The sequence below is a fragment of the Nemorincola caseinilytica genome (genome assembly GCF_039540515.1).
Lineage (GTDB): Bacteria > Bacteroidota > Bacteroidia > Chitinophagales > Chitinophagaceae > Nemorincola > Nemorincola caseinilytica.
Window position 1 is genome coordinate 76,744 of sequence record NZ_BAABFA010000018.1, and the last position, 20,434, is coordinate 97,177.

General features: G+C 53.4%; 14 protein-coding genes and 1 riboswitch. Of the genes, 7 read left to right on the top strand and 7 right to left on the bottom strand.

What is annotated here, in order from left to right; genetic code table 11:
* Positions 1–245: 245 nt before the first annotated feature.
* The 4 genes from ABD843_RS12515 to ABD843_RS12530 all read left to right on the top strand — a co-directional run bounded on the left by ABD843_RS12515 (position 246) and on the right by ABD843_RS12530 (position 12,818).
* Positions 246–8,684: an Ig-like domain-containing protein gene (locus ABD843_RS12515; protein WP_345083649.1), complete on the top strand. Its 8,439-nt coding sequence runs from the start codon at positions 246–248 to the stop codon at positions 8,682–8,684.
* Positions 8,685–8,688: 4 nt separating this feature from the next.
* Positions 8,689–9,648 (top strand): PorP/SprF family type IX secretion system membrane protein, encoded by a 960-nt coding sequence (locus ABD843_RS12520; protein ID WP_345083651.1) that lies wholly within the window; start codon positions 8,689–8,691, stop codon positions 9,646–9,648.
* 10 nt (positions 9,649–9,658) lie between these two features.
* Complete coding sequence (locus ABD843_RS12525; protein ID WP_345083653.1) at positions 9,659–10,954, top strand: tetratricopeptide repeat protein; 1,296 nt, start codon at positions 9,659–9,661, stop codon at positions 10,952–10,954.
* 88 nt (positions 10,955–11,042) lie between these two features.
* Positions 11,043–12,818, top strand: coding sequence for a DUF885 domain-containing protein (locus tag ABD843_RS12530; RefSeq protein WP_345083655.1), 1,776 nt, complete (start codon positions 11,043–11,045; stop codon positions 12,816–12,818).
* Positions 12,819–12,848: 30 nt separating this feature from the next.
* On the opposite strand, the gene ABD843_RS12535 is transcribed toward ABD843_RS12530, so the two are convergent.
* The 3 genes from ABD843_RS12535 to ABD843_RS12545 all read right to left on the bottom strand — a co-directional run bounded on the left by ABD843_RS12535 (position 12,849) and on the right by ABD843_RS12545 (position 16,050).
* Positions 12,849–14,093 carry a sensor histidine kinase gene (locus ABD843_RS12535; protein ID WP_345083657.1) on the bottom strand — a complete coding sequence of 415 codons (1,245 nt, stop codon included), beginning with the start codon at positions 14,091–14,093 and terminating at the stop codon, positions 12,849–12,851.
* Positions 14,094–14,334: 241 nt separating this feature from the next.
* Positions 14,335–14,757 carry a hypothetical protein gene (locus ABD843_RS12540; protein ID WP_345083659.1) on the bottom strand — a complete coding sequence of 141 codons (423 nt, stop codon included), beginning with the start codon at positions 14,755–14,757 and terminating at the stop codon, positions 14,335–14,337.
* 102 nt (positions 14,758–14,859) lie between these two features.
* A complete protein-coding gene (locus ABD843_RS12545) occupies positions 14,860–16,050 on the bottom strand; it encodes an exo-beta-N-acetylmuramidase NamZ family protein (RefSeq protein WP_345083661.1) in 1,191 nt (396 codons plus the stop codon).
* A 118-nt stretch (positions 16,051–16,168) separates the two neighbouring features.
* Between ABD843_RS12545 and ABD843_RS12550 the strand changes: the two genes are divergently transcribed.
* Together ABD843_RS12550 and ABD843_RS12555 are read left to right on the top strand one after the other, a co-directional pair.
* Positions 16,169–16,597 (top strand): FKBP-type peptidyl-prolyl cis-trans isomerase, encoded by a 429-nt coding sequence (locus ABD843_RS12550; RefSeq protein ID WP_345083663.1) that lies wholly within the window; start codon positions 16,169–16,171, stop codon positions 16,595–16,597.
* A gap of 117 nt (positions 16,598–16,714) precedes the next feature.
* A complete protein-coding gene (locus tag ABD843_RS12555; protein WP_345083665.1) occupies positions 16,715–17,215 on the top strand; it encodes a hypothetical protein in 501 nt (166 codons plus the stop codon).
* 42 nt (positions 17,216–17,257) lie between these two features.
* Here ABD843_RS12555 and ABD843_RS12560 read toward each other — a convergent pair whose 3' ends face one another.
* The 4 genes from ABD843_RS12560 to ABD843_RS12575 form a co-directional block, all read right to left on the bottom strand.
* Positions 17,258–17,587, bottom strand: coding sequence for a hypothetical protein (locus ABD843_RS12560; RefSeq protein WP_345083667.1), 330 nt, complete (start codon positions 17,585–17,587; stop codon positions 17,258–17,260).
* A 150-nt stretch (positions 17,588–17,737) separates the two neighbouring features.
* Complete coding sequence (locus ABD843_RS12565; RefSeq protein WP_345083669.1) at positions 17,738–17,932, bottom strand: CsbD family protein; 195 nt, start codon at positions 17,930–17,932, stop codon at positions 17,738–17,740.
* Between the two features lie 157 nt (positions 17,933–18,089).
* The gene (locus ABD843_RS12570; protein ID WP_345083671.1) at positions 18,090–18,518 is read right to left on the bottom strand and encodes an acyloxyacyl hydrolase; all 429 of its coding nucleotides are present in this window, start codon (positions 18,516–18,518) and stop codon (positions 18,090–18,092) included.
* A 12-nt stretch (positions 18,519–18,530) separates the two neighbouring features.
* Entirely contained in the window at positions 18,531–18,806 is a 276-nt protein-coding gene (locus ABD843_RS12575; RefSeq protein ID WP_345083673.1) for a hypothetical protein, read from the bottom strand.
* 247 nt (positions 18,807–19,053) lie between these two features.
* A riboswitch (cobalamin riboswitch) is annotated at positions 19,054–19,279 on the top strand.
* Between the two features lie 99 nt (positions 19,280–19,378).
* Here ABD843_RS12575 and ABD843_RS12580 point away from each other — a divergent pair.
* On the top strand, positions 19,379–20,344 hold the full coding sequence (locus tag ABD843_RS12580; RefSeq protein WP_345083675.1) for a ribonucleoside-diphosphate reductase small subunit: 966 nt from the start codon (positions 19,379–19,381) through the stop codon (positions 20,342–20,344).
* Positions 20,345–20,434 lie beyond the last annotated feature (90 nt).

Sequence of the window (20,434 nt, forward strand, 5' to 3'; positions counted from 1 at the left end):
TATACACTAACTTTTTCCTGCTGTTCTTTGCCTATAAATATGGTTCAGCCCCAAGCATAGCCCGGAAAAATGGTCATTTCCCAAACCAAGACGAATAGAGAACTGTCTTTCAGTATATAATGCATTAATAGGTGGGTATGAAAAGTGTGTTCTGTGCTTTTATGCGGCGATCATGTGTCTTTCATTAAAAATATTAAATAAATGGCATAATTATTGTTATTTTCACGCTATACACCACTTACTTTATGAAATTTACCTATACTCTTCTCAAACGTTCTTTGCTGGTGCTACTGTTCTTTTGCCTGCCTGCAGTGGGCAGGGCATCGCATATAGTAGGCGCAGATCTGTTCTATACCCATGTTACCGGCAATACCTACAGGATAACCGTAGTGCTCTATGGCGATTGCGGGCCTGCCAGTTCTGGGACATTCCCTAGTTTATCTACAGGAACGCCGCAGGTGTGTGTGTATGATGGCGCTACCAGTGTGACCACACTTAGCTTATCTCTGCAACCGCCTACCGCAGGTGTGGAGATAACACCTGTTTGTGCAGCAGATATCTCTTCCACACAATGTACGAATACCGCCTTTACGATACCGGGCATAAAAAAGTTCGTTTATTCTGTGGACTATATGCTACCGTACAATTCTTCGGTATGGCGTTTTGTGTTCAATGGACAATATACTTCAGCGACCGCAGGGAGGGCTGCGGCCATCACTAACCTGCCCACGACCCCTGCTACCAGTATTCAGCTGATAGATACGCTGAACAACTTGTCTTTCCCGGCCAATTCGAACCCTCTGTTCACTACTATTCCCACACCCTTCTTTTGTCTGAACGAACTGAATACATACAATCCAGGCGCGGCCGATGCGGATGGAGATAATCTTGTGTTCCAACTGGTGGCGGCCACCAATGGCACGGGCAACTGCAGTGTGGTAGGCGGCGATTGCACATATACCGGTTCGGCATGGCCGGGACAGCCTATCACCCCTGCAACACCCCTGCAATGTCTTCCGGCATCTTATTCTTTCTCCAGCACCACAGGGCAAATAGTTTTCAACCCGAATTTTGTGCAGCGATCGGTGGTGGTATATAATGTGCGCGAGTTCAGGGGAGGTATACTGGTGGGTACTTGCCAGCGGGAGATGACGTTCTATGTTCGCCCCTGCTCGAATATGCCACCATCGGGCGTGTTCAGCGGCGCAACCGCCGGTACCCTTACCGATACCACCACATTCAGGATATGCCAGAACTCCGGGCCATTCTCTATAAACATATATCCGGTGGACCCCGAGGGTGATACCATTACAGTTACAGCATCGGGCCTGCCCACGGGTTCTTCCTTCAATACTGTAGACAATACCACCCCGGCGCCCCACAGTACTTTCTTATGGAACGCTACCGGCACTGCGCCGGGATCGTATACGTTCTATGTCACCTTCACCGACAACAATTGCCCCGATGCCGGTACGCTTACCCGTGCCTTCACCATCATCATAGACCCTGTGCCTACCATTGCCGGGCCATCTTCGGTATGTGTGGGTACCACAGCTACTTTTACAGGCACACCGGCCGGAGGTACCTGGACCAGCTATATACCTGCCGTAGGTACGATAGGGGCAAGCTCGGGTGTGTTCACAGCCCTGGCCACGGGGTCTGCAATGATCACATATACGTTGCCCAGCGGCTGTTATTCCACTACCTTTTTTCCTGTGGTACCTATACCTACGGTGAACCCCATAACGGGGCCGAATACGGTATGCCAGGGCAGCACCATAACACTGAGCAATACCACGCCGGGCGGTACATGGAGCGTAGTAGGGCCTGCGGCATCGATAGGTACCACCACGGGTGTGCTTGCAGGACTATCGGGTGGTACAGTGACCGTTTTCTACAACGTGTCATCGGCCTGCGGGCCAGTGTTCGCCTCTATGGTGGTAACAGTGAATGCACTGGCCGATCCGGGTGTCATATCAGGCCCGCATGAGGTATGTACCAGCGGGCCTGCCATAACACTGACCTCTACGGTGGTGGGCGGTGTATGGAGCGGCGGGGCGCCCAATGCCAGTGTATCGCCGGCAGGGGTAGTGACAGGTATAAATGCCGGAACGGCCACTATCAGCTATACCGTGACCAATGATTGCGGGCCTGTATCGGCCACTTATATAGTGACGGTAGTGGCTTCGCCGCCCGATCCGGGTGTGATATCGGGCCCGCCAACGATATGCGAAAGCAGTGCGGCGGCCTATACCTCAACAGCACCCGGCGGTACATGGACGAGCAGTACGCCTGCTGTGGGCACGATAAGCAGTACCGGCATACTGACAGGTATATCGGCCGGTACTACGGTGATAAGCTATACGGTAAGCAACAGTTGCGGACCTGCATATGCTACGAAGACCATAACAGTGAACCCGCTGGCCACGGTGAACCCTATAACCGGGCCGGATACCGTATGCCAGGGCGCTACCATAACACTGAGCAATACCACAGCAGGCGGTACATGGAGCGCCACAGGTGCCGCCACAGTGAACCCTACAACGGGCGAGGTAACGGGTGTATCGGGAGGAACGGCGGTAGTGACCTATACGGTGACCAATATGTGCAGTTCGGTAATGGCCACGCGTGTAGTAACAGTAAGCCCACTGCCGGATGCAGGTACTATTTCTGGGCCCGATACGGTATGTATCACATCGAGCATTGCGCTGACGGCATCGGTGCCCGGGGGTATATGGTCGGGTGGGGCGCCCAATGCTTCCGTATCTGCTACAGGGGTAGTAACGGGCCTTATCAGTGGGTCTGCCACCATCAGCTATACAGTAACAAATAGCTGCGGGCCATCTGTAGCTACCAAGACCATATATGTAAGACCGGTGACCGACCCCGGAGGTGTGCTGACAGGGCCATCGACAGTATGCGTGGGCAGCAGTATAGTACTGGTACCATCGCTGCCGGGCGGTACATGGGCCAGCAGCAGTACTACCATAGCTACTGTGGCAGGTGGTACGGTGAACGGTGTAGCAGGCGGCACGGCGATCATAAGCTATACCGTGAACAACACTTGCGGTACGACCATACTGACCCGGGCCGTAACAGTGAACACTGTGCCTGTGGTAGATACCATAGCAGGCCCTGCAATGGTATGTGTGGGCGGCACCATAGTACTTACCAATACCACACCCGGCGGTACATGGAGCGCAACAGGTACTGCCACCGTAAGCCCAACGGGATCGGTAGGTGGAGTATCGGGTGGGACGGCGACGGTATCATATACCGTTACCAATAGCTGCGGTACTACCACAGTAACAAAAATAGTAACGGTGAACATAGCGCCCGACGCAGGTACGATATCGGGCCCGGATACGGTCTGCGCCATGTGGACGATACACATGACATCTACCGTGCCCGGCGGCGTATGGAGCACCCCGAGCGCAGATGTAAGCATATCGGCCACCGGTGTAGTGACAGGTGGTACACCGGGTACTGCCATCATCAGCTATACAGTAGTGAATGGCTGCGGAGCAGCTACCGCGGTATATACCATAACGGTAACACCGGGCAGCAGCCCCGGCACCATTACAGGGCCATCATCGGTATGTGTGGGTAGTAGCATCTCTCTTTCTTTTCCGCTTACCGGCGGTACATGGACGAGCAGCGATATAGCGGTAGCAACCGTAACGGGTGGCGGTAGTGTAACAGGGATATCGGGTGGCACGGCTACTATAAGCTATGCATTCAATGATACCTGTGGTACGTTCTATGCCACCAGGGTAGTGACCGTACTGCCATTGCCCGATGCTGGTACTATATCAGGTGCATCCACTGTATGCGTGGGCGCTACTATATCACTCTCTGGTTCGGTACCGGGCGGTGCGTGGGGTGCATCGGGCAGCGCTACAGTGAGCGCGGGCGGCGTAGTGACCGGGGTGACAGATGGTACGGCCACCATCAGTTATACCGTCACCAATACCTGCGGTAGCGCCACGGCCACAAAAGTAGTGACCGTAATAGCATTGCCAACGCCTGCGATAACAGGAACTGCAGCGATGTGCGCAGGTGCAGTGGCAACCCTTACGGCTACGCCCCCGGGTGGTACATGGTCGGGCGGAGCGCCTGTTGCAAGTGTATCGGCCACAGGTGTTGTAACGGCATCTGCTGCAGGTAGTGCGGTCATCAGCTATACGGTATCCAATTCATGTGGTGCGGTATCTGCCATACATACCATAAATGTACTGCCTACGGTACCACCTGCGGGTAGCATTACAGGTATATCGCCTATCTGCATAGGTACTACCACCACTCTTACACCCAGTGTAGGCGGCGGTACATGGAGCACCTCCGATCCTGTTGTAGCACCGGTATCGGGTACGGGAGTGGTAACGGGTGCCACTGCAGGAACGGCCATTATCAGCTATACAGTTACGAATATGTGTGGCACGGCATCGGCAACGATGGCAATGACCATTGACCCTACTCCTACTGTAGCGCCTATAACAGGGCCGGCATCGGTGTGTGTGGGCGCTACCATTTCACTGAGCAATGCTACACCGGGTGGTGTGTGGAGCGCTACAGGTGCGGCCTCGGTAAGCGCAAGCGGTGTAGTGACGGGTGTAGCTGGTGGTATCGTTATCATCTCTTATACCGTGACCAATAGCTGTGGCTCATCGCTGGCCACGCACATCGTTACGGTGAACAGTGCGCCGTCGGCGGGTACTATATCGGGGCCAACGAGTGTATGCGTGGCCGGGTCTATAACATTGACATCGACAGTGCCGGGAGGCACCTGGAGCAGCGGCAGCCCTACTGCAAGTGTCACGCCATCAGGCGGGGTAGTGACAGGCATCTCTGCAGGCACGGCCCTTATCAGCTATACCGTTATAAACGCCTGCGGCCCGGCGGTAGCCACTTATGTGGTGACCGTTACGCCATCGGCACCTGCACCTACGCCTATAGCAGGGCCTGCTGTGGTATGCGCAGGCGCATCGATAGTTTTATCTGCCACACCGGCTGGCGGCACATGGAGCAGCAGCAGTGGTGGTATCGCAACAGTGACAGCGGGTGGGGTAGTGACGGGTGTATCGGGCGGTACTGCTACCATCAGCTATTCAATAGCGGGATCGGGAGCATGCGGCCTGCTGAGCGTTACCCATGTGGTGACGGTGAACACACTACCTACGGTAGCGCCTATACTGGGCCCGGGACTGGTATGTGCAGGCAGTACCATTTCATTGAGCAATGCCACACCGGGCGGTACATGGAGCAGCAGCGGCAGCGCTACTGTAAGTGCCGGTGGTGTAGTGACAGGGGTATCGGGCGGTACGGCAACGGTCTCTTATACTGTTACCAATAGTTGCGGCGCTGCCACCGCTACGCGTATAGTGACGGTAGAGACCATGCCTGTGGCAGGTACCATATCTGGCCCGGCAACGGTGTGTACAGGCTGGAACATAACGCTGACCTCTACTGTGCCGGGCGGCACATGGAGCGGCGGTGCGCCCAATGCTGCGGTATCGGCATCGGGTGTGGTGACGGGTGTTGCGGCAGGTACGGCAAGCATTACCTATACTGTCACAAATTCCTGTGGGGCGGCCACGGCCACTTATGTGGTCACTGTCAATGCTGCACCGGGTATACCGGGCGGTGTTACGGGCCCGGTATCGGTATGTGTGGGCAGTACCATCACACTTTCTTTCCCCACTACAGGCGGTACATGGAGCAGCAGTGACCCATCGGTAGCTACTGTATCTGCTGCCGGTGTGGTGACGGGTGTATCGGGTGGTACGGCCACTATCAGTTATTCTATAACAGGACCGTGCGGCACAGCCGGCGGCGCATCGGTGATAACGGTGAACACTCCGCCTGTGCTATCGCCCATTACGGGGCCTGCCAGCGTTTGCGAGGGCGCATCTATAACACTGAGTAACTCCACACCGGGTGGCACCTGGAGCATAGCGGGCGGCGCGGCCAGTATAAGTGCGGGCGGTGTAGTGACCGGCCTGGCCGCAGGAACGGCCACTGTTACCTATACGGTATCCAATGCCTGTGGTACGACCTCTGTGACAGCGGTGATAAATGTGGATCCGCTGCCTGATGCAGGCACTATAGGCGGCCCGGTATCGGTATGTGTGGGTGGTACCATTACCCTGACCTCTACTGTGCCGGGCGGCACATGGTTCGGCGGTGCGCCGAATGCCAGTGTTACCCCTTCGGGTGTGGTGACAGGTCTTGTGGTCGGTACTACCACCATCAGCTATATGGTGTCCAATGGGTGTGGGATAGATGTGGCCACTTATGTGATCAGTATCGACCCTCCGCCTGCTGCGGCCACTATATCGGGTCCGGGTACGGTGTGCGTTTCCATGAGTATCACACTCACGGCCAGTGTGCCGGGCGGTACCTGGAGCAGCGGGTCTGTAGCTATAGCTACAGTGTCGGCAGGCGGGGTAGTGACAGGTGTGGCCCCGGGTACTGTGACCATTACCTATTCCATCTCTAACGCCTGTGGTTCGGCGATGGCCACAAAGGTCATTACGGTGAACCCATTGCCGCCGGTATCGCCCATCACGGGGCCATCGGCCGTATGTATCGGCAATACTATTACCCTTAGCTGTGCTACGCCGGGTGGTACATGGAGCGCCACAGGCGCTGTAACGGTAAGCGCTGCAGGTGTAGTGACGGGTGTGAGCGGCGGTACAGGTATAGTTACCTATACGGTGCCGGGCGGCATATGCGGGCCCATACCTATAACGCGCATTATCACCGTAGATATTCTGCCCAATGCGGGTGTTATCTCCGGCCCTCATACATTGTGTGTCTCATCCAGCATCACCCTTACGTCTACTATACCTGGTGGTACATGGAGCTCCGGAGCGCCGGGTGTGAGCGTATCGGCGGGTGGGGTGGTAACAGGTGTGCTGGCAGGTACGGCCACCATCAGCTATACGGTAGTGAACGCCTGCGGCCCGGCCACGGCCACATATATAGTTACCGTTCACCCGGTGCCCGATGCAGGTACCCTTTCGGGGCCGGCATCGCTGTGCGTAGGCACCACCGTTACACTCATCAATACAGTAAGCGGCGGTACATGGAGCAGTGGCGCTCCCGGTATAGCAGGCGTGTCGGGTGGGGGAGTAGTAACGGGTATAAGTGGCGGTGTGGCGGTGATATCCTATACGGTATCAGATGGCGTATGTTCTGCCAGCGCGGCACATGCGGTGAATGTATACCCGCTGCCCGACCCAGGTGTGATCACCGGGCCGGTACAGGTATGCGAGGGTAATTCTATTACCATGACGGCATCGGTGCCCGGTGGGGTATGGGCCATCAATGCTACGCCTGCAGGGGCGGCCGCTATATCTGCCACAGGTGTGGTAACAGGTATGGTCGCGGGTACGGCTACAATCAGCTATACGCTTACCAATGCATGTGGTTCGGCATCGGCTACGAAGGTGATAACGGTAGATCCTATGCCTGATGCAGGTACGCTATCCGGGCCACATGTGGTATGCATAGGCAGTACCATAACACTCACCAGCTCGGTAAGTACCACTGGCGCATGGAGCAGCAGCAATGCGGCCATAGCCAGTGTGGTGGCAGGTGTGGTGACCGGCATTGCCGAGGGTACGGTGATCATCACATTTACGGTAAGCAATGTGGCTTGCAGCGCTAGTGTGAGCCATACGGTGACGGTGGCGCCATTGCCCGCTGCGGGCACCATATCGGGGCCGAAACAGGCATGTGTGGGCGCGCCGATAGTGCTTGTATGCACAGTGCCGGGCGGTACATGGAGCAGCAGCGCGCCTGCTATAGCAGCTATAGATGCCACAACGGGAGCAGTAACGCCTGTAGTGGCAGGTAATGTGACCATCACATATGTAACGGCGCCAAGTGTCTTTGGCTGTACCAATAAGACGACCTACCTGCTGAGTATATATACGATAGCGCCATTCCTGATCAATGAGACGGTGAACGATACGCGCTGCTATGGCACCACTGATGGCAGTATATCGGTGGGACTTACAGGTGGTACCGGGCCATGGAGCTACCAATGGACCACTGGCGCGACATCGCCGGACATAAGCGGGCTGGCACCGGGCAGCTATGGTGTGAACGTGACCGACAACAGCAACGGCTGCCAGAAAAGCGAAGGCTATACCGTGAAGGAACCCGACTCGCTAAGCATAACACCCGATGTGAAGGACGAGCTGTGTAAGATGGCCAACGGATCGGCTATAGTTGCGGTGAACGGCGGCAGGGCGCCCTATAGTTTCCAGTGGTTCGATAATAGTACTGCCGACCGTGCAGAGAACCTGAGACGCGGCAGTTATGCAGTAACGGTGCGAGATAAGAACCTGTGCGAAAAGAGCACAACGATAGACATACTGGAAGGAGACTGTGACGAAATAGATGTGAACACAGGTATATCGCCGAACGGAGATGGTGTGAACGAGTACTGGGTGATAAAGGGGCTGCATAACTATCCAGATAATGTGGTGCAGCTATTCGATAAATGGGGAGACATGGTGTACGAGAAACACAACTACGATAACAAATGGGATGGCCGCGGCAGAACAGGTATGCCTGTGCCTGACGGTACCTATTTTTATGTGATAAAGCTGAACGCCAAAAATGGTACGGGTGGTAAAGACGTGTTCACAGGTACTATACTGGTAAAACGATGATACTATGAGCCTGAGAAGATATTTGATACTCTTACTGTTCTGCGCGGGCACTTTTACGAAGGCATCGGCGCAGAGCGACCTTCACTATACCATGTTCCTGTACAATAAGCTGCTGTACAACCCCGGCTATACAGGCAGCAGGGATGTGACATCCATCAATGCCTGCTACCGAAACCAGTGGACGGGTATAAACGGCGCTCCCAAGACCTTCAATGTGACACTGGATGCGCCTGTCGGCAACTATATGAGGCCCTTCCGAAAGGTGGCGGCAGGGGGTAGCATATCCAGCGAATCGATAGGTGTGGAGCGCTATACCAACCTGATGGGCTACTATGCGTACCGACTGCGGATAAAGGATATGGTGCTGTCTATGGGGCTGCGTGGTGGGTTGAAAACATATAGCGCCGACTACGGGCAACTGAACCTATCGCAGATGAACGATGCTACGTTCACCCGCGATGTAAGGGGAGCGCTCCTGCCCAATGCGGGCGCGGGCGTGTACCTGTATGGAGAGAATTTCTATGCCGGGGTATCGGTGCCGAACCTGTTCCAGAACTACTACGACAAGACGCAAAGCTTGGCCTCTGTAGCCAAAGAGATACGTGGATACTATGGCTGTGCCGGCTATGTATTTACCGTGAACGATATAGTGAAGATAGAGCCACAGGTGCTGATGCGCTATGCGGGGAATGGCAAATACAACCTGCCCTTCAACGGCGACCTGAACGTATCGGGTATATTCTATGACAGGCTGCTGGTGGGTGTAACGTACCGTACCGACATGTCGTTCGAGGGTATAGTGCATATACAGGCCACCAGGAACATCAATGTGGGCTATGCCTACGACTACCTGGTATCGGGCCTGCGGCAGTACGATAAGGGCACACATGAGATAGTAGTAGGCTTCGACCTGATCCGTGATAACTCGAAATATGTCACCCCGCGTATCATACGCGCATTCTGATACCCGGCCTATGAAAAAAGCATTACTGATAATGGCCTTTGCGGCACAGGCACTATGCGGTAGCACAGTGTATGCCCGGGATAATATGGACCTGATAAGGGCGGACTATTACTTTACGCATCTTGCTTTCTACAAGGCCATACCATACTACGAAAAGCTGGCAGAGAATGGCGGTACAGCTTACCTGTACGCGCGCCTGGGCGATTGCTACAGGCTGACGGGCGATATAGCAAAGGCCGAAGAGTATTACCGGAAGGTGATAGAGATGAAAAAAGTGACGGACCCGCTGCGGCTGAAATATGGCAAGGTGCTGATGCAACTGCAGCAGTACGACTCTGCATCGCGATGGCTGAAGGAATTTGCGGCCAATAATCCCAGGGACCGCCGTGCAGTGAACCTGGTGGAAGGCTGCCGCATAGCGCCGGGTATGCTGCGGTCGCCCAACAGGGGTACGCCGGCGCTGCTGGATGTGAATACCGACAGGTCGGAGTTCGGGCCTACGTTCTGGAACGGCAACCTCGTTTTTGCATCCGATACGGCCATAGGTGTGCACAAGCGACAGAGCGCATGGTCGGGCAACTCGTGCTATAATATCTATGCCGTGCCATGCGATGGCTCGGGCAATTGTGGTACAGAGGCGGTGACACTGGGCGCAGCAGGTAAGGTGAACATAGAATGGCATAACGGGCCTGCCACCTTCAATGCCACGGGCGATACCATGTATTTTACCCGCACGCGCTACAACGAAAAATTCTTCAGCCGCGGTGCAGTGCCTAATAAGGACTCTGTGGTGGTGCTGGAAATGATGATGGCCACAGAGTATGACGATGCCACACACAAGTTCACTAAGGTAAAGCCCATGGCCTTTAACAGGCAGAGCCATTCCGTAGCGCATCCTACCATAAGCGCCGATGGCAGTACCATGATATTCTCTTCCACGGCCAGCGGCAATGGCTCGGATATGTATATGAGCCACCGCAATAAAAAAGGCAAGTGGATGAAGCCCGTGAACCTGGGCCCGAACGTGAATACCGAGGGAGAGGAGGTATTTCCTTACCTGGTGAATGATACCACGCTGATATTCGCATCTGACGGGCATGCGGGTCTTGGCGGGCTGGATATCTTTATATCACATTGGGACAGGGAAAAGAGTGTCTTCCTGCCGCCGGTGAATATGGGAGCGCCTGTCAATTCATCGTACGATGATATATCTATGGCGCTGTCTGCCGAGGGCTCGGGTTACTTCTCATCCAACAGGCCGGCTGCTTTTGCCAGCGACAATATCTACTATTACAGGAAGGATTAGGCTTTGGCGGCCGTATGTGTACAATTCCCCCGCATAAGGTGAAAACATGACGGGAACTATTACCTTTATTTACACAAAAATACAATTGATGAGAAAATTCATGGCCGCGCTGGGTATGTCGGCATTGCTGGTGTCCTGCGGGGGCGAAAGCGGCAAGCAGGAAGCTAAGAAGAACAACGGCACCGCACTGGCCGAAATGCTGGGCAGGTACTGGGAGGACCGGCTGCAGCTTTTCCCGGTAGAGGCGACAGGTATAGGCGATACGCGCTACAACGACCGCCTGACCATAACCATAGCACAGAGCTTTCGCGATAGCCTGGACCGCTTCTATGGCCGCTACCTGGGCGAGGCGGAACAGATAGATACCGCAGGGCTTTCGGCCGATGATAAGATGAGCTGGCGGCTCTTCTGCCACGAGATGCGCATGGGTATGGAGGGTTTGAAGTACCCCTCGCACCTGCTGCCCATATCGCAGTTCTGGGCCTTCACGCTGGAGCTGCCGCAACTGGGCTCGGGTTCGGGCAACCAGCCGTTCAAGACCATTGCCGACCATGACAACTGGCTAAAGCGCCTGGCCGCAGTGCCCGCATGGGCCGATACTGCCATAGCCAATATGCGCAAAGGCACGGAGACGGGCTGGGTGCTGCCACGCAGCCTGGTGGTGAAGATACTGCCACAGCTAAAGGCAGTGGTAGCGGCCAATGAGGAGGCCAGTATATTCTACGGCCCTATGAAGATGCTGCCCGAGGGCACCAGCGATGCCGACAAGAAAAGGCTGGATGCTGCCTACAGGGAGGCGATAAAGAACATAGTGAACCCGACATACACCCGCCTGCACGATTTCTTTGAGAAAGAATACCTGCCCAAGGCGCGTGGCGGTAGCGGTATAAAGGAAATGCCCGGTGGCGAGGACTATTACAAATATTGTATACGCCTGTGGACCACCACCGACCTTTCGCCCGATAGTATATACAACATAGGCCTGGCCGAGGTGGCACGCATAGAGGCCGAAATGAACAAGGTAAAAGACCAGGTAGGGTATAAGGGTACGCTGCAGAGCTTCTTCAAGTTCATAAGCGACGATAAGAAGTTCTTCCCCTTTACCGAGCCAAAGCAGGTGATAGACAGTTTCTGGGCGATAAAGAAGCAGGAAGACCCGCAACTGAAAAAATTGTTCAACAATGTGCCGAAAACGCAGTTCACCATCAGGCAGACGGAGGCCTTCCGTGCGGCATCGGCCAGTGCAGAGTATAACCAGGGTTCTGAGGACGGTACCCGCCCGGGCATATTCTATGTGCCTATAGTGGACGCACGAAAGTATAATTGTGTAGGTATGAGCACCCTCTTCCTGCACGAGGCCATACCGGGCCACCATTACCAGATATCGCTGCAGCAGGAGAACAAGGACCTGCCTGCTTTCCGCCGCTTTCTGTGGTATGGCGCCTATGGCGAGGGATGGGCGCATTATTGCGAGACCCTTGGTACCGACCTGGGGCTGTATGGCGATCCGTACCAGTACTTCGGTCACCTGAGCGATGGCATACACCGCGCCATTCGCCTGGTAGTGGACGTGGGTATGCACCACAAGGGCATGACGCGTGAGGAGGCCATAAAGTATATGCTGCAGCACGAGCTGGTGAGCGAGGCCGAGGCAACTGCAGAGATAGAGCGCTATATGGCCATACCGGGCCAGGCGCTGTCTTACAAGATAGGGCAGATGACCATAAGCGGCGAGCGCCGTAAATATGAGCAGCAGATGGGCGGCAAATTCAACATAGCGTCATTTCATGACGAGGTGCTGATAGATGGCTGTGTGCCGCTGAATGTGCTGCGCGAGAAGCTGGCCGCATGGAGCACGAAGTAAGGAGTTTGAAAAGATATAGATACAGGGAGATCAGAAGGTGACGATGAACTCGGAGCCTTCGTTCTCCCTGCTTTTTACCTGTATGCTGCCACCGAACGATTCGATCTGCGCACGGGTGATGTAAAGGCCCACGCCCTTGCTGTCGGGCCGTTTGTGGAACACCTGGTTCAGCTTGAATATCTTGTTGCCATATTTCACAAGGTCTATACCCAGGCCGTTGTCCTTTACCGATAGCACTATCTTGCCATCCTGCTCGTAGGTGCGCAGCAGTATGTCGGGTATGCGGTCGGGACTTATGTATTTCAGGGCATTGCTCAGCAGGTTGTAGATGATGCTTTCGAGGAAGACCTTCGGGTAGTGTATCTTTTTTATCTCCAGTTCCAGCTGCACGAAGGCTCCTGTTTCGAAGATGGTACTGTTCAGTTGGTCCAGTATCTCGTGGCACATGGCATATACGTCACAGTCGTCGAAGGGTATCTCGCGCGACATGCTGATGCGTACCACATCCATCAGCGTGTTCAGGCTGGTGACCAGCGAGCCGCTGCCCTCCTTCAGGTACTGTACTATCTCTTCCATCTCCAGGCGCAGGCCGTCGGTATCCTTCTCTTCGTACTTGTCCTTCAGCATATCTACCAGCAGCACTATGTTGTTGGCAGGGCCGCGCAGGTTGTGCGCTATTATGTGGTTCAGCTCTTCCAGTTGGTCGATGCGATTGATGAGGCCGCTGCGTATGGCTTCCAGCTCGCTGTTCTTGCGGTTCAGCTCATCGGTGAGGTTCTTGCGCCGGGTTATATCTACTACCTGCAGCACATAGTGCTGTAGCTGGCCGGCTTCGTTATACACCTTCGATACCGTATGCATGCCCCACAGTATGGTGTTCTGCTTGCTTATGTAGCGTTTTTCCAGGCTGTAGTAATTCAGCACATTTGTCAGCATCCTGTTCAGCAGCGAGCGGTCGTTCTGGTTGTCGTCGGGGTGGCCGAGGTCCAGAAAATTGAGGTCGGCCAGTTCTGCGCGGCTGTAGCCTACAAAGGTGCTAAGTGCATTATTTGCATCCAGTATATTACCATCGGGGGTGAGCAGGGCCATACCTATGCCCGAGTAGTCGAATGCGCTTTTAAAGGTCTCGCGGTAGTCGTATACATGTTTGTATATCTTCTCGTTGTACCTTATGGTCTCCTTCGTTTTCTTCTTGGTAACACGGCCATACATTGCGGCATCTTTTTTCGACGTTGCTTTCTGGTCGGTACCGTGCTGTTCGGTCTGCTCACTCATTTGCTGCGGTATAGTTTTGGTATGGTGCTTGTATAAGACAGCGGGTCGGGGCTAAATAGAGAGTAAAGATAATTCAATACGATAAGCGAGCTATCAATACGAGCTGAAAAGAGATATAATTATTAATGTTTATTATGTTATGTGTTTATTTATGAGGTAAAATATACATTCATATATTCTTAAACGCCAAAGCCCGGTGCGTACCGGGCTTTGAATATCATAGAAAAAAATGAGGTAGCTATTATGGCTGGGCACCCTCTGCGGCAAAGTACTTGCCGTACTGCTCTTCGGTAAGCACACGCTTGTAGCCCCAGTCTCTTGCCATTTTCATTTGCAGGTGCTGGCCATTGCTTACCTGTGCACCACCGGCCGATGCCTGGTGCATCTGTTTTGCATAGTACATTTCGGCTTCATATACGCCCTTATACTGCTCTTCAGAGAGGCCATATCGCGTTTGGGCCGCGCGTGCAGCTTTTTCGGCATCTTTGGCAAAGTAGCTTGTGGGCTTATCTGTTGTTATCTCGGGGTAAGCAGAGGTCTTTGTTGCTGTGCCGGAACTCGCGTTCGCCTGTGCCGATGAAGGCTTGTTGGTGACTTTCGATTGCGCGAACGATACCGCAGTTACAGAGGCGAGAAGCACACAAGTAGCTATCAGTTTTTTCATATCAGTTGTATTGAATTGGTTTAAATGATGACGACTAAGTTAGTTTTTTTATGTGAGATATAATGAAAGTGTCGTTTTTTACTCCCAAAAATATCCTTATTCCTAATATACATCCTGGTATAAAAGGTACTTTTTTCTTATTTTTTTAAAAGCCTCCAGGTCGTTCTTCCATGATGCCCTTATATCTGCTTCCGGCACATTTTGCTTTATCTGTTCTTCCAAAATGGTGGTTCCTGCCAGCTTTGTAAAGAAAGACGTGAAAAAATTCTTTTTGGTTGGGTAGGACCGGTAAGCTTTTATCAGCCACTTCAGTTGCAGCTGTCCATCTTCCTCTTCGCGAAGGCCCAGTTCCTTTATATCGCCCAGTATCTCCCCATAGCATTTTTTGCCCTCGTAGGGGGGCGTTTTTGCTCCGGGGCCGCTGCGGGGGGTGAAGCTATGGTGCATGAGACCCTCGAATTCGGGGCAGCCATACTGCAGGAAGGGGAAGTAGGTGCCACGGCCTACACTGATGGTTGTACCTTCGAACAGGCACATAGATGGGTATGCATACACGGCCTCCATGGTGCGCAGGTTGGGCGAGGGGGGGACCGGCAATTGGTAGCGCTTGTAGTGGGTATAGTTCTTGCAGGGCACCACGTCGAATTTCAATTTACCGGCCCCGGCCACCCATTTTTCGCCGGCCAGCATCAGGGCATATTCGCCCGCCGTCATGCCATATACAATGGGTATGGGCTGCATGCCCACAAATGAGCGATGTTCTTTCTGTAGCACAGGGCCATCTACATAGTGGCCATTGGGGTTTGGCCGGTCCAGCACCAGCAGGTATACACCGGCATCGGCGCAGGCCTCCATGCAGTATTCCAGCGTAGATATGTAGGTATAGAAGCGTACGCCTACATCCTGCAGGTCGTACACCAATGCATCTATATCCTTCAGGTATTCGGGTTTAGGCTTTTTATTGGCGCCATAGAGCGATATGACAGGTATGCCTGTAGCAGAGTCCACATCGTTGGCTATGTGCGCACCGGCATCGGCGCTGCCGCGAAAACCATGCTCGGGCACAAAGATGCGCACCACGTTCACGCCCTGCGCGCGCATTATATCCAGCAGCGATACGCCCCGGTACTCCGACGTCTGGTTGATGACGAGGCCTACGCGTTTGTCTTTCAGATGGCGCATATAGCCGCGGGGGTCGGCCGCGGCGGGCAGAATGGTGGTATCGGGTATGGCCCGGGCATGACCGCAGAAAAAGGCCGATACGAGCAGCAACAGGCAACAGATGTTCTTCAATGCAAGGACGGATATACTACAAAAATAATGACACTTCATATCATTTGCAGACCTGTGATGATAATTATTGTTGTAACTTGCGTGTTCATTTTTTTCACAAATATCATAATATTACAACATGCAACAGGTAAAAGCAGGAGACAAGGTAAGTGTTCACTATCACGGCAAACTGACCGATGGCTCCGTATTCGATAGCTCGCAGGGCCGCGAACCGCTGAATTTCGTAGCCGGAAAGGGGCAGGTGATAAAAGGCTTTGACGAAGCGGTGATGAACATGCAGCCGGGCGATAAGAAAACAGTGCACATACCTGTTGCCGAGGCATATGGCCACCGCAACGAGGATATGGTAATGGACTACCCTGTGAGCGATTTCCCGGCCGATATGACACCACAGGTGGGCATGGAGCTGCAGATGGGCGACGACCAGGGCAATGTGTTCCCTGTAGTGATAACGCAGGTGAACGGCGATATGGTAAGGCTTGACGCCAACCATCCCCTTGCCGGCCAGGACCTCATATTCGATATAGAACTGGTATCCATAGACTAGTACCGCTGCTGCTGTACCAATCATAAACTCATAGCCGTTGCATATAGTGCGCAGCGGCTATGAGTTTTCTATTTCCGAAAGTTTATATCTAGCTTTGTCCATCCATACAGGTATTCTATGAAACTGAGATCCACACTACTTCTTGCTGCTATATTCCTTTGTTGCTCAAGTGTGTTCGCACAGGTAGAGGACTCTACCGCACCACCGGCAGACCTGCCCGAAGTTGTGGAGGCAGCGCCTACGCCTGCTGTGGCATCGGCAACGGACGCACCGGCCGCGGTGAAGAAGCCCGCAGTAGCGCCCAGGCCGCGCCCCGCAGCAGTGCAGGATACCATAAAGGGCAATGCGCGCAACGATGTGTCTTTTGTGGCGCTGGAGGGCGGCTGTAGTGGCGAGATGAAGGGTATAGCCATCACCAATAAATCGGAGACGCGTACCATGATGGTGCGTGTGGATGTGTCTGTGATGTTCAACGGGCGTATGAGCAAAAAATCGACGCTGGTAGATAACCTGAGTCCCAAAGAGGTGCGTACCATAGGCTGCACAGGCTGTATAGACAAGCCTACGGGCAAGGCCTGTACCTCTTACAAAATAATAGCGGCCGCCTTCAAGAATTGATGCGGCCGCCGGTCAGTGTTGTTCCTGTTCTTCCTGTACTTTTTACTGTGGCTGTTGTGTGCCCGGTGTGTTGTGCTGTTCGCCCTGCTGTTGCTGGCCTTTGCCCGGCTGGGCCGGTGTAGTGTTAGGAGTAGGGGTGTTATGATCCTTCTCCGGCTGGTCTGTCTGCGGTTGTGTAAGAGGCTCCTGCTGCGGCACCTCGGTATGTCGTATGGGCATATCAGGGGTCTCTTTATCAGGCATTTCGGGTATCTCGGGCTTTTGTTTATCGGGGGTAGGTTGGCCCGGTATGGGTTGTGGCTCCTTGCCGGTGCCCTGCGCAGCGTTCTGCGGCGTGCCCTGCTCTTGCGTGCTGTTCTTTTTCTGTTCCATAGCTGTTCGGTTTTTCGGTAAATGTTGTTAAACCCCTCCGGTGGGCCGTTATTGTACAAAGTTGTGCTGTTCAATGGGTAGCTGTGTTCAACTCCCTCCCGGTCTCCCCGACCGGGGAGGAAGTGGGTAGTATGTACTGTAGCCGTGGTACTATAGGTCCTCGTCCTCGGTGAGCATTTTGTGTACTTCGTCTTTTGTTTTTCCCAGCCGGGTCTGTATGCGGCCTACAAGTTCATCTTCCTTGCCTTCTACGAATAGCAGGTCGTCGTCGGTGAGCTGTGCATATTTCTGCTTCAGCTTGCCTTTCATTTCGTTCCAGTTGCCTTTCAGTTCTGTCAGGTTCATGATGCTGTGTTTTTATAGTGAAAGAATACTGTAAAATTAGCACCGAACGAAAGTTGTGTACTTATACATTGGACCCTATTATTTTCATAAAAGCCACATGATGCACAGACCCTGAAAGGAGCGCATAAAAGATGCTACAGGCGGGTGTATGTGCCTGCTAATGTGTTATGTGCTGGTGGTGAGGCCACAACATGTGAGAGATGCCGAAAATGAAGCCGTTGCTATCGTGAGAGGGGTTGCGGTCCACCCTTTTCGTATTGCCATTGGATATGTGCAGGTGGCAAATGCCCGCTGTGAAGAATGTGCGGGGAGAGAAGCGTATCTCGGTGCTGAGGTCGTACCGTGTGGTGCCATTGAGGCGGGTGCCTATGCGGCCATCGTTGAAGGTAGGTGCGGGGAAAGGATCTATGCAGTAAATGAGCCCTCCGCCCGATGAGAGATACAGGCGCCAGTTGGCCCTGTTGGCCATATAGAACCTTGCAAAGGGCCTCAGTGCGGTGCCCATAGTATTGTTATACATGTCGCGCATGAAGTACAGGTGTGCCTCTATGCCTATGGACATCCATTTGCGTAGCTGAAAGTTCACAGCCGTATTGCTTTATGAAAGGGTAGTGGCGGGGTATTTATAGCCGCCGGCCCAGCCTGCAGTACTGCTTATAGAGAACCGGTGATGCAATGAGCTGTCCTTGCCTGTAAGCGCCAGGCATAGTGCCACTGTAGCGGCCGGCACCAGGAAGCCCATGGATGTGTGCAGGTTGAGCGGGGCAAAGCCCAGAGGATTATTGTACCAGGTATCATGCATGGCATACTGCGCCTGCGCATTCCTGGCCGAGAAAGAGAGTGTAAAGAGTATGATAAGAAAGATGTTCTTCATAAGTGGTGTGAGGATGGCTGCAAAACTAATGATATGAGATCATACTTTATGGCGACCCGCATCGTGGAGCATTTCTATATACCGCTATGCTTTTTGCATGCTTTTAGGGCCTCTTTTTTGAAATAAATTATTTATTTAACTAATTAATTATTTTTGTGTTTTGGGCATTGGTATTGTGTTCTAAAAGAGGCCTGCGGTTATCCACAGTTGTGCATATCATTTTCTGTTGCGGTCGGGCCAACTGTCTACATTTGTTTCGTTATCGGGTTCGCTTATCAGGCCATTCTCTGAATGTCCTGCGTGATGAAAAAGGGAAGCCGGTCTCAGTCCGGCGCTATCCCCGTAGCTGTAGTCCTGGCGCAGAGATGCGCCCAGTTTTCGGAAAGCCCAATACCACTGTTCGCCCCCGGCGGATGGGAAGGTATCTGAAGACCAAGGAGAGCCAGAAGACCTGCCCGGTAACGCACCGTACACTTTCGGTGGAAAAGTAGTGGTGGTACAGCCTCTTGCAGGCATGGCACCCTTGTCTTTTTTACCGTAGTGTTCCTGAAACTGATAACATCATTACCGATATGCAGGAAGAGATACTTTTGAAAGAGAACAAAGACCGTTTTGTGATACTGCCCATCAACTACCCGAAGGTGTGGGAGATGTACAAGAAACACGAGGCGAGCTTCTGGACAGCAGAGGAGATAGACCTTGGCGATGACCTGAAAGACTGGGCCAACCTCAACGATGGCGAACGTCACTTCATATCGCATATACTGGCCTTCTTTGCGGCCAGCGATGGCATAGTGAACGAGAACCTGGCGGTGAACTTCATGAGCGAGGTGCAGCTGCCGGAGGCAAGGTGCTTCTATGGTTTCCAGATAATGATGGAGAACATACACTCTGAGACCTATGCACTGCTGATAGATACCTACATAAAAGACCCCAAGGAAAAGAACAGGCTGTTCCACGCCATAGAGACCGTACCCGGTGTGAACAAGAAGGCCGAATGGGCCCTGCGCTGGATACAGAACGGCACATTTGCCGAGCGCCTGGTGGCCTTTGCAGCGGTAGAGGGCATCTTTTTCAGCGGCAGCTTCTGCTCTATATTCTGGCTCAAAAAACGTGGCCTGATGCCGGGCCTCACCTTCAGCAACGAGCTCATAAGCCGCGATGAGGGCCTGCATTGCGAATTTGCCTGCCTGCTGTACAGCATGCTGGCCACCAAGCTGAGCAAGAACGAGGTATATGCTATCATTTGCGAGGCGGTAGAGATAGAGAAACAGTTCATAAGCGAGGCCATACCTGTAGACCTGATAGGTATGAACGCGAGGCTGATGCAGCAGTACATAGAATTCGTAGCGGACAGGTGGATAGCCGACCTGGGTTACCCCAAGGTATACAACGCCACCAACCCCTTCGACTTCATGGAGATGATATCGCTGCAGGGCAAGACCAACTTCTTCGAGAAACGTGTGGGCGACTACCAGAAGGCAGGTGTGATAAGCGGCCAGTCGACACAGAGCTTTTCGCTGGATGAAGACTTTTAGGGGAAATACCAAATTCCAAAGTCCAAATTCCAAATACCAAATTCCAGATCACAAATTCCAAATTTCAAATACCAACCCTTTACCTTATCG

What these genes read in the sequence shown, in the direction of transcription:
- ABD843_RS12580 (WP_345083675.1), top strand. Translation starts at nt 19,379, where the DNA reads ATGCAGGAAGAGATACTTTTGAAAGAGAACAAAGACCGTTTTGTGATA.
- ABD843_RS12515 (WP_345083649.1), top strand. Translation starts at nt 246, where the DNA reads ATGAAATTTACCTATACTCTTCTCAAACGTTCTTTGCTGGTGCTACTG.
- ABD843_RS12520 (WP_345083651.1), top strand. Translation starts at nt 8,689, where the DNA reads ATGAGCCTGAGAAGATATTTGATACTCTTACTGTTCTGCGCGGGCACT.
- ABD843_RS12535 (WP_345083657.1), bottom strand. Translation starts at nt 14,093, where the DNA reads ATGAGTGAGCAGACCGAACAGCACGGTACCGACCAGAAAGCAACGTCG.
- ABD843_RS12555 (WP_345083665.1), top strand. Translation starts at nt 16,715, where the DNA reads ATGAAACTGAGATCCACACTACTTCTTGCTGCTATATTCCTTTGTTGC.
- ABD843_RS12575 (WP_345083673.1), bottom strand. Translation starts at nt 18,806, where the DNA reads ATGAAGAACATCTTTCTTATCATACTCTTTACACTCTCTTTCTCGGCC.
- ABD843_RS12525 (WP_345083653.1), top strand. Translation starts at nt 9,659, where the DNA reads ATGAAAAAAGCATTACTGATAATGGCCTTTGCGGCACAGGCACTATGC.
- ABD843_RS12550 (WP_345083663.1), top strand. Translation starts at nt 16,169, where the DNA reads ATGCAACAGGTAAAAGCAGGAGACAAGGTAAGTGTTCACTATCACGGC.
- ABD843_RS12530 (WP_345083655.1), top strand. Translation starts at nt 11,043, where the DNA reads ATGAGAAAATTCATGGCCGCGCTGGGTATGTCGGCATTGCTGGTGTCC.
- ABD843_RS12540 (WP_345083659.1), bottom strand. Translation starts at nt 14,757, where the DNA reads ATGAAAAAACTGATAGCTACTTGTGTGCTTCTCGCCTCTGTAACTGCG.
- ABD843_RS12560 (WP_345083667.1), bottom strand. Translation starts at nt 17,587, where the DNA reads ATGGAACAGAAAAAGAACAGCACGCAAGAGCAGGGCACGCCGCAGAAC.
- ABD843_RS12565 (WP_345083669.1), bottom strand. Translation starts at nt 17,932, where the DNA reads ATGAACCTGACAGAACTGAAAGGCAACTGGAACGAAATGAAAGGCAAG.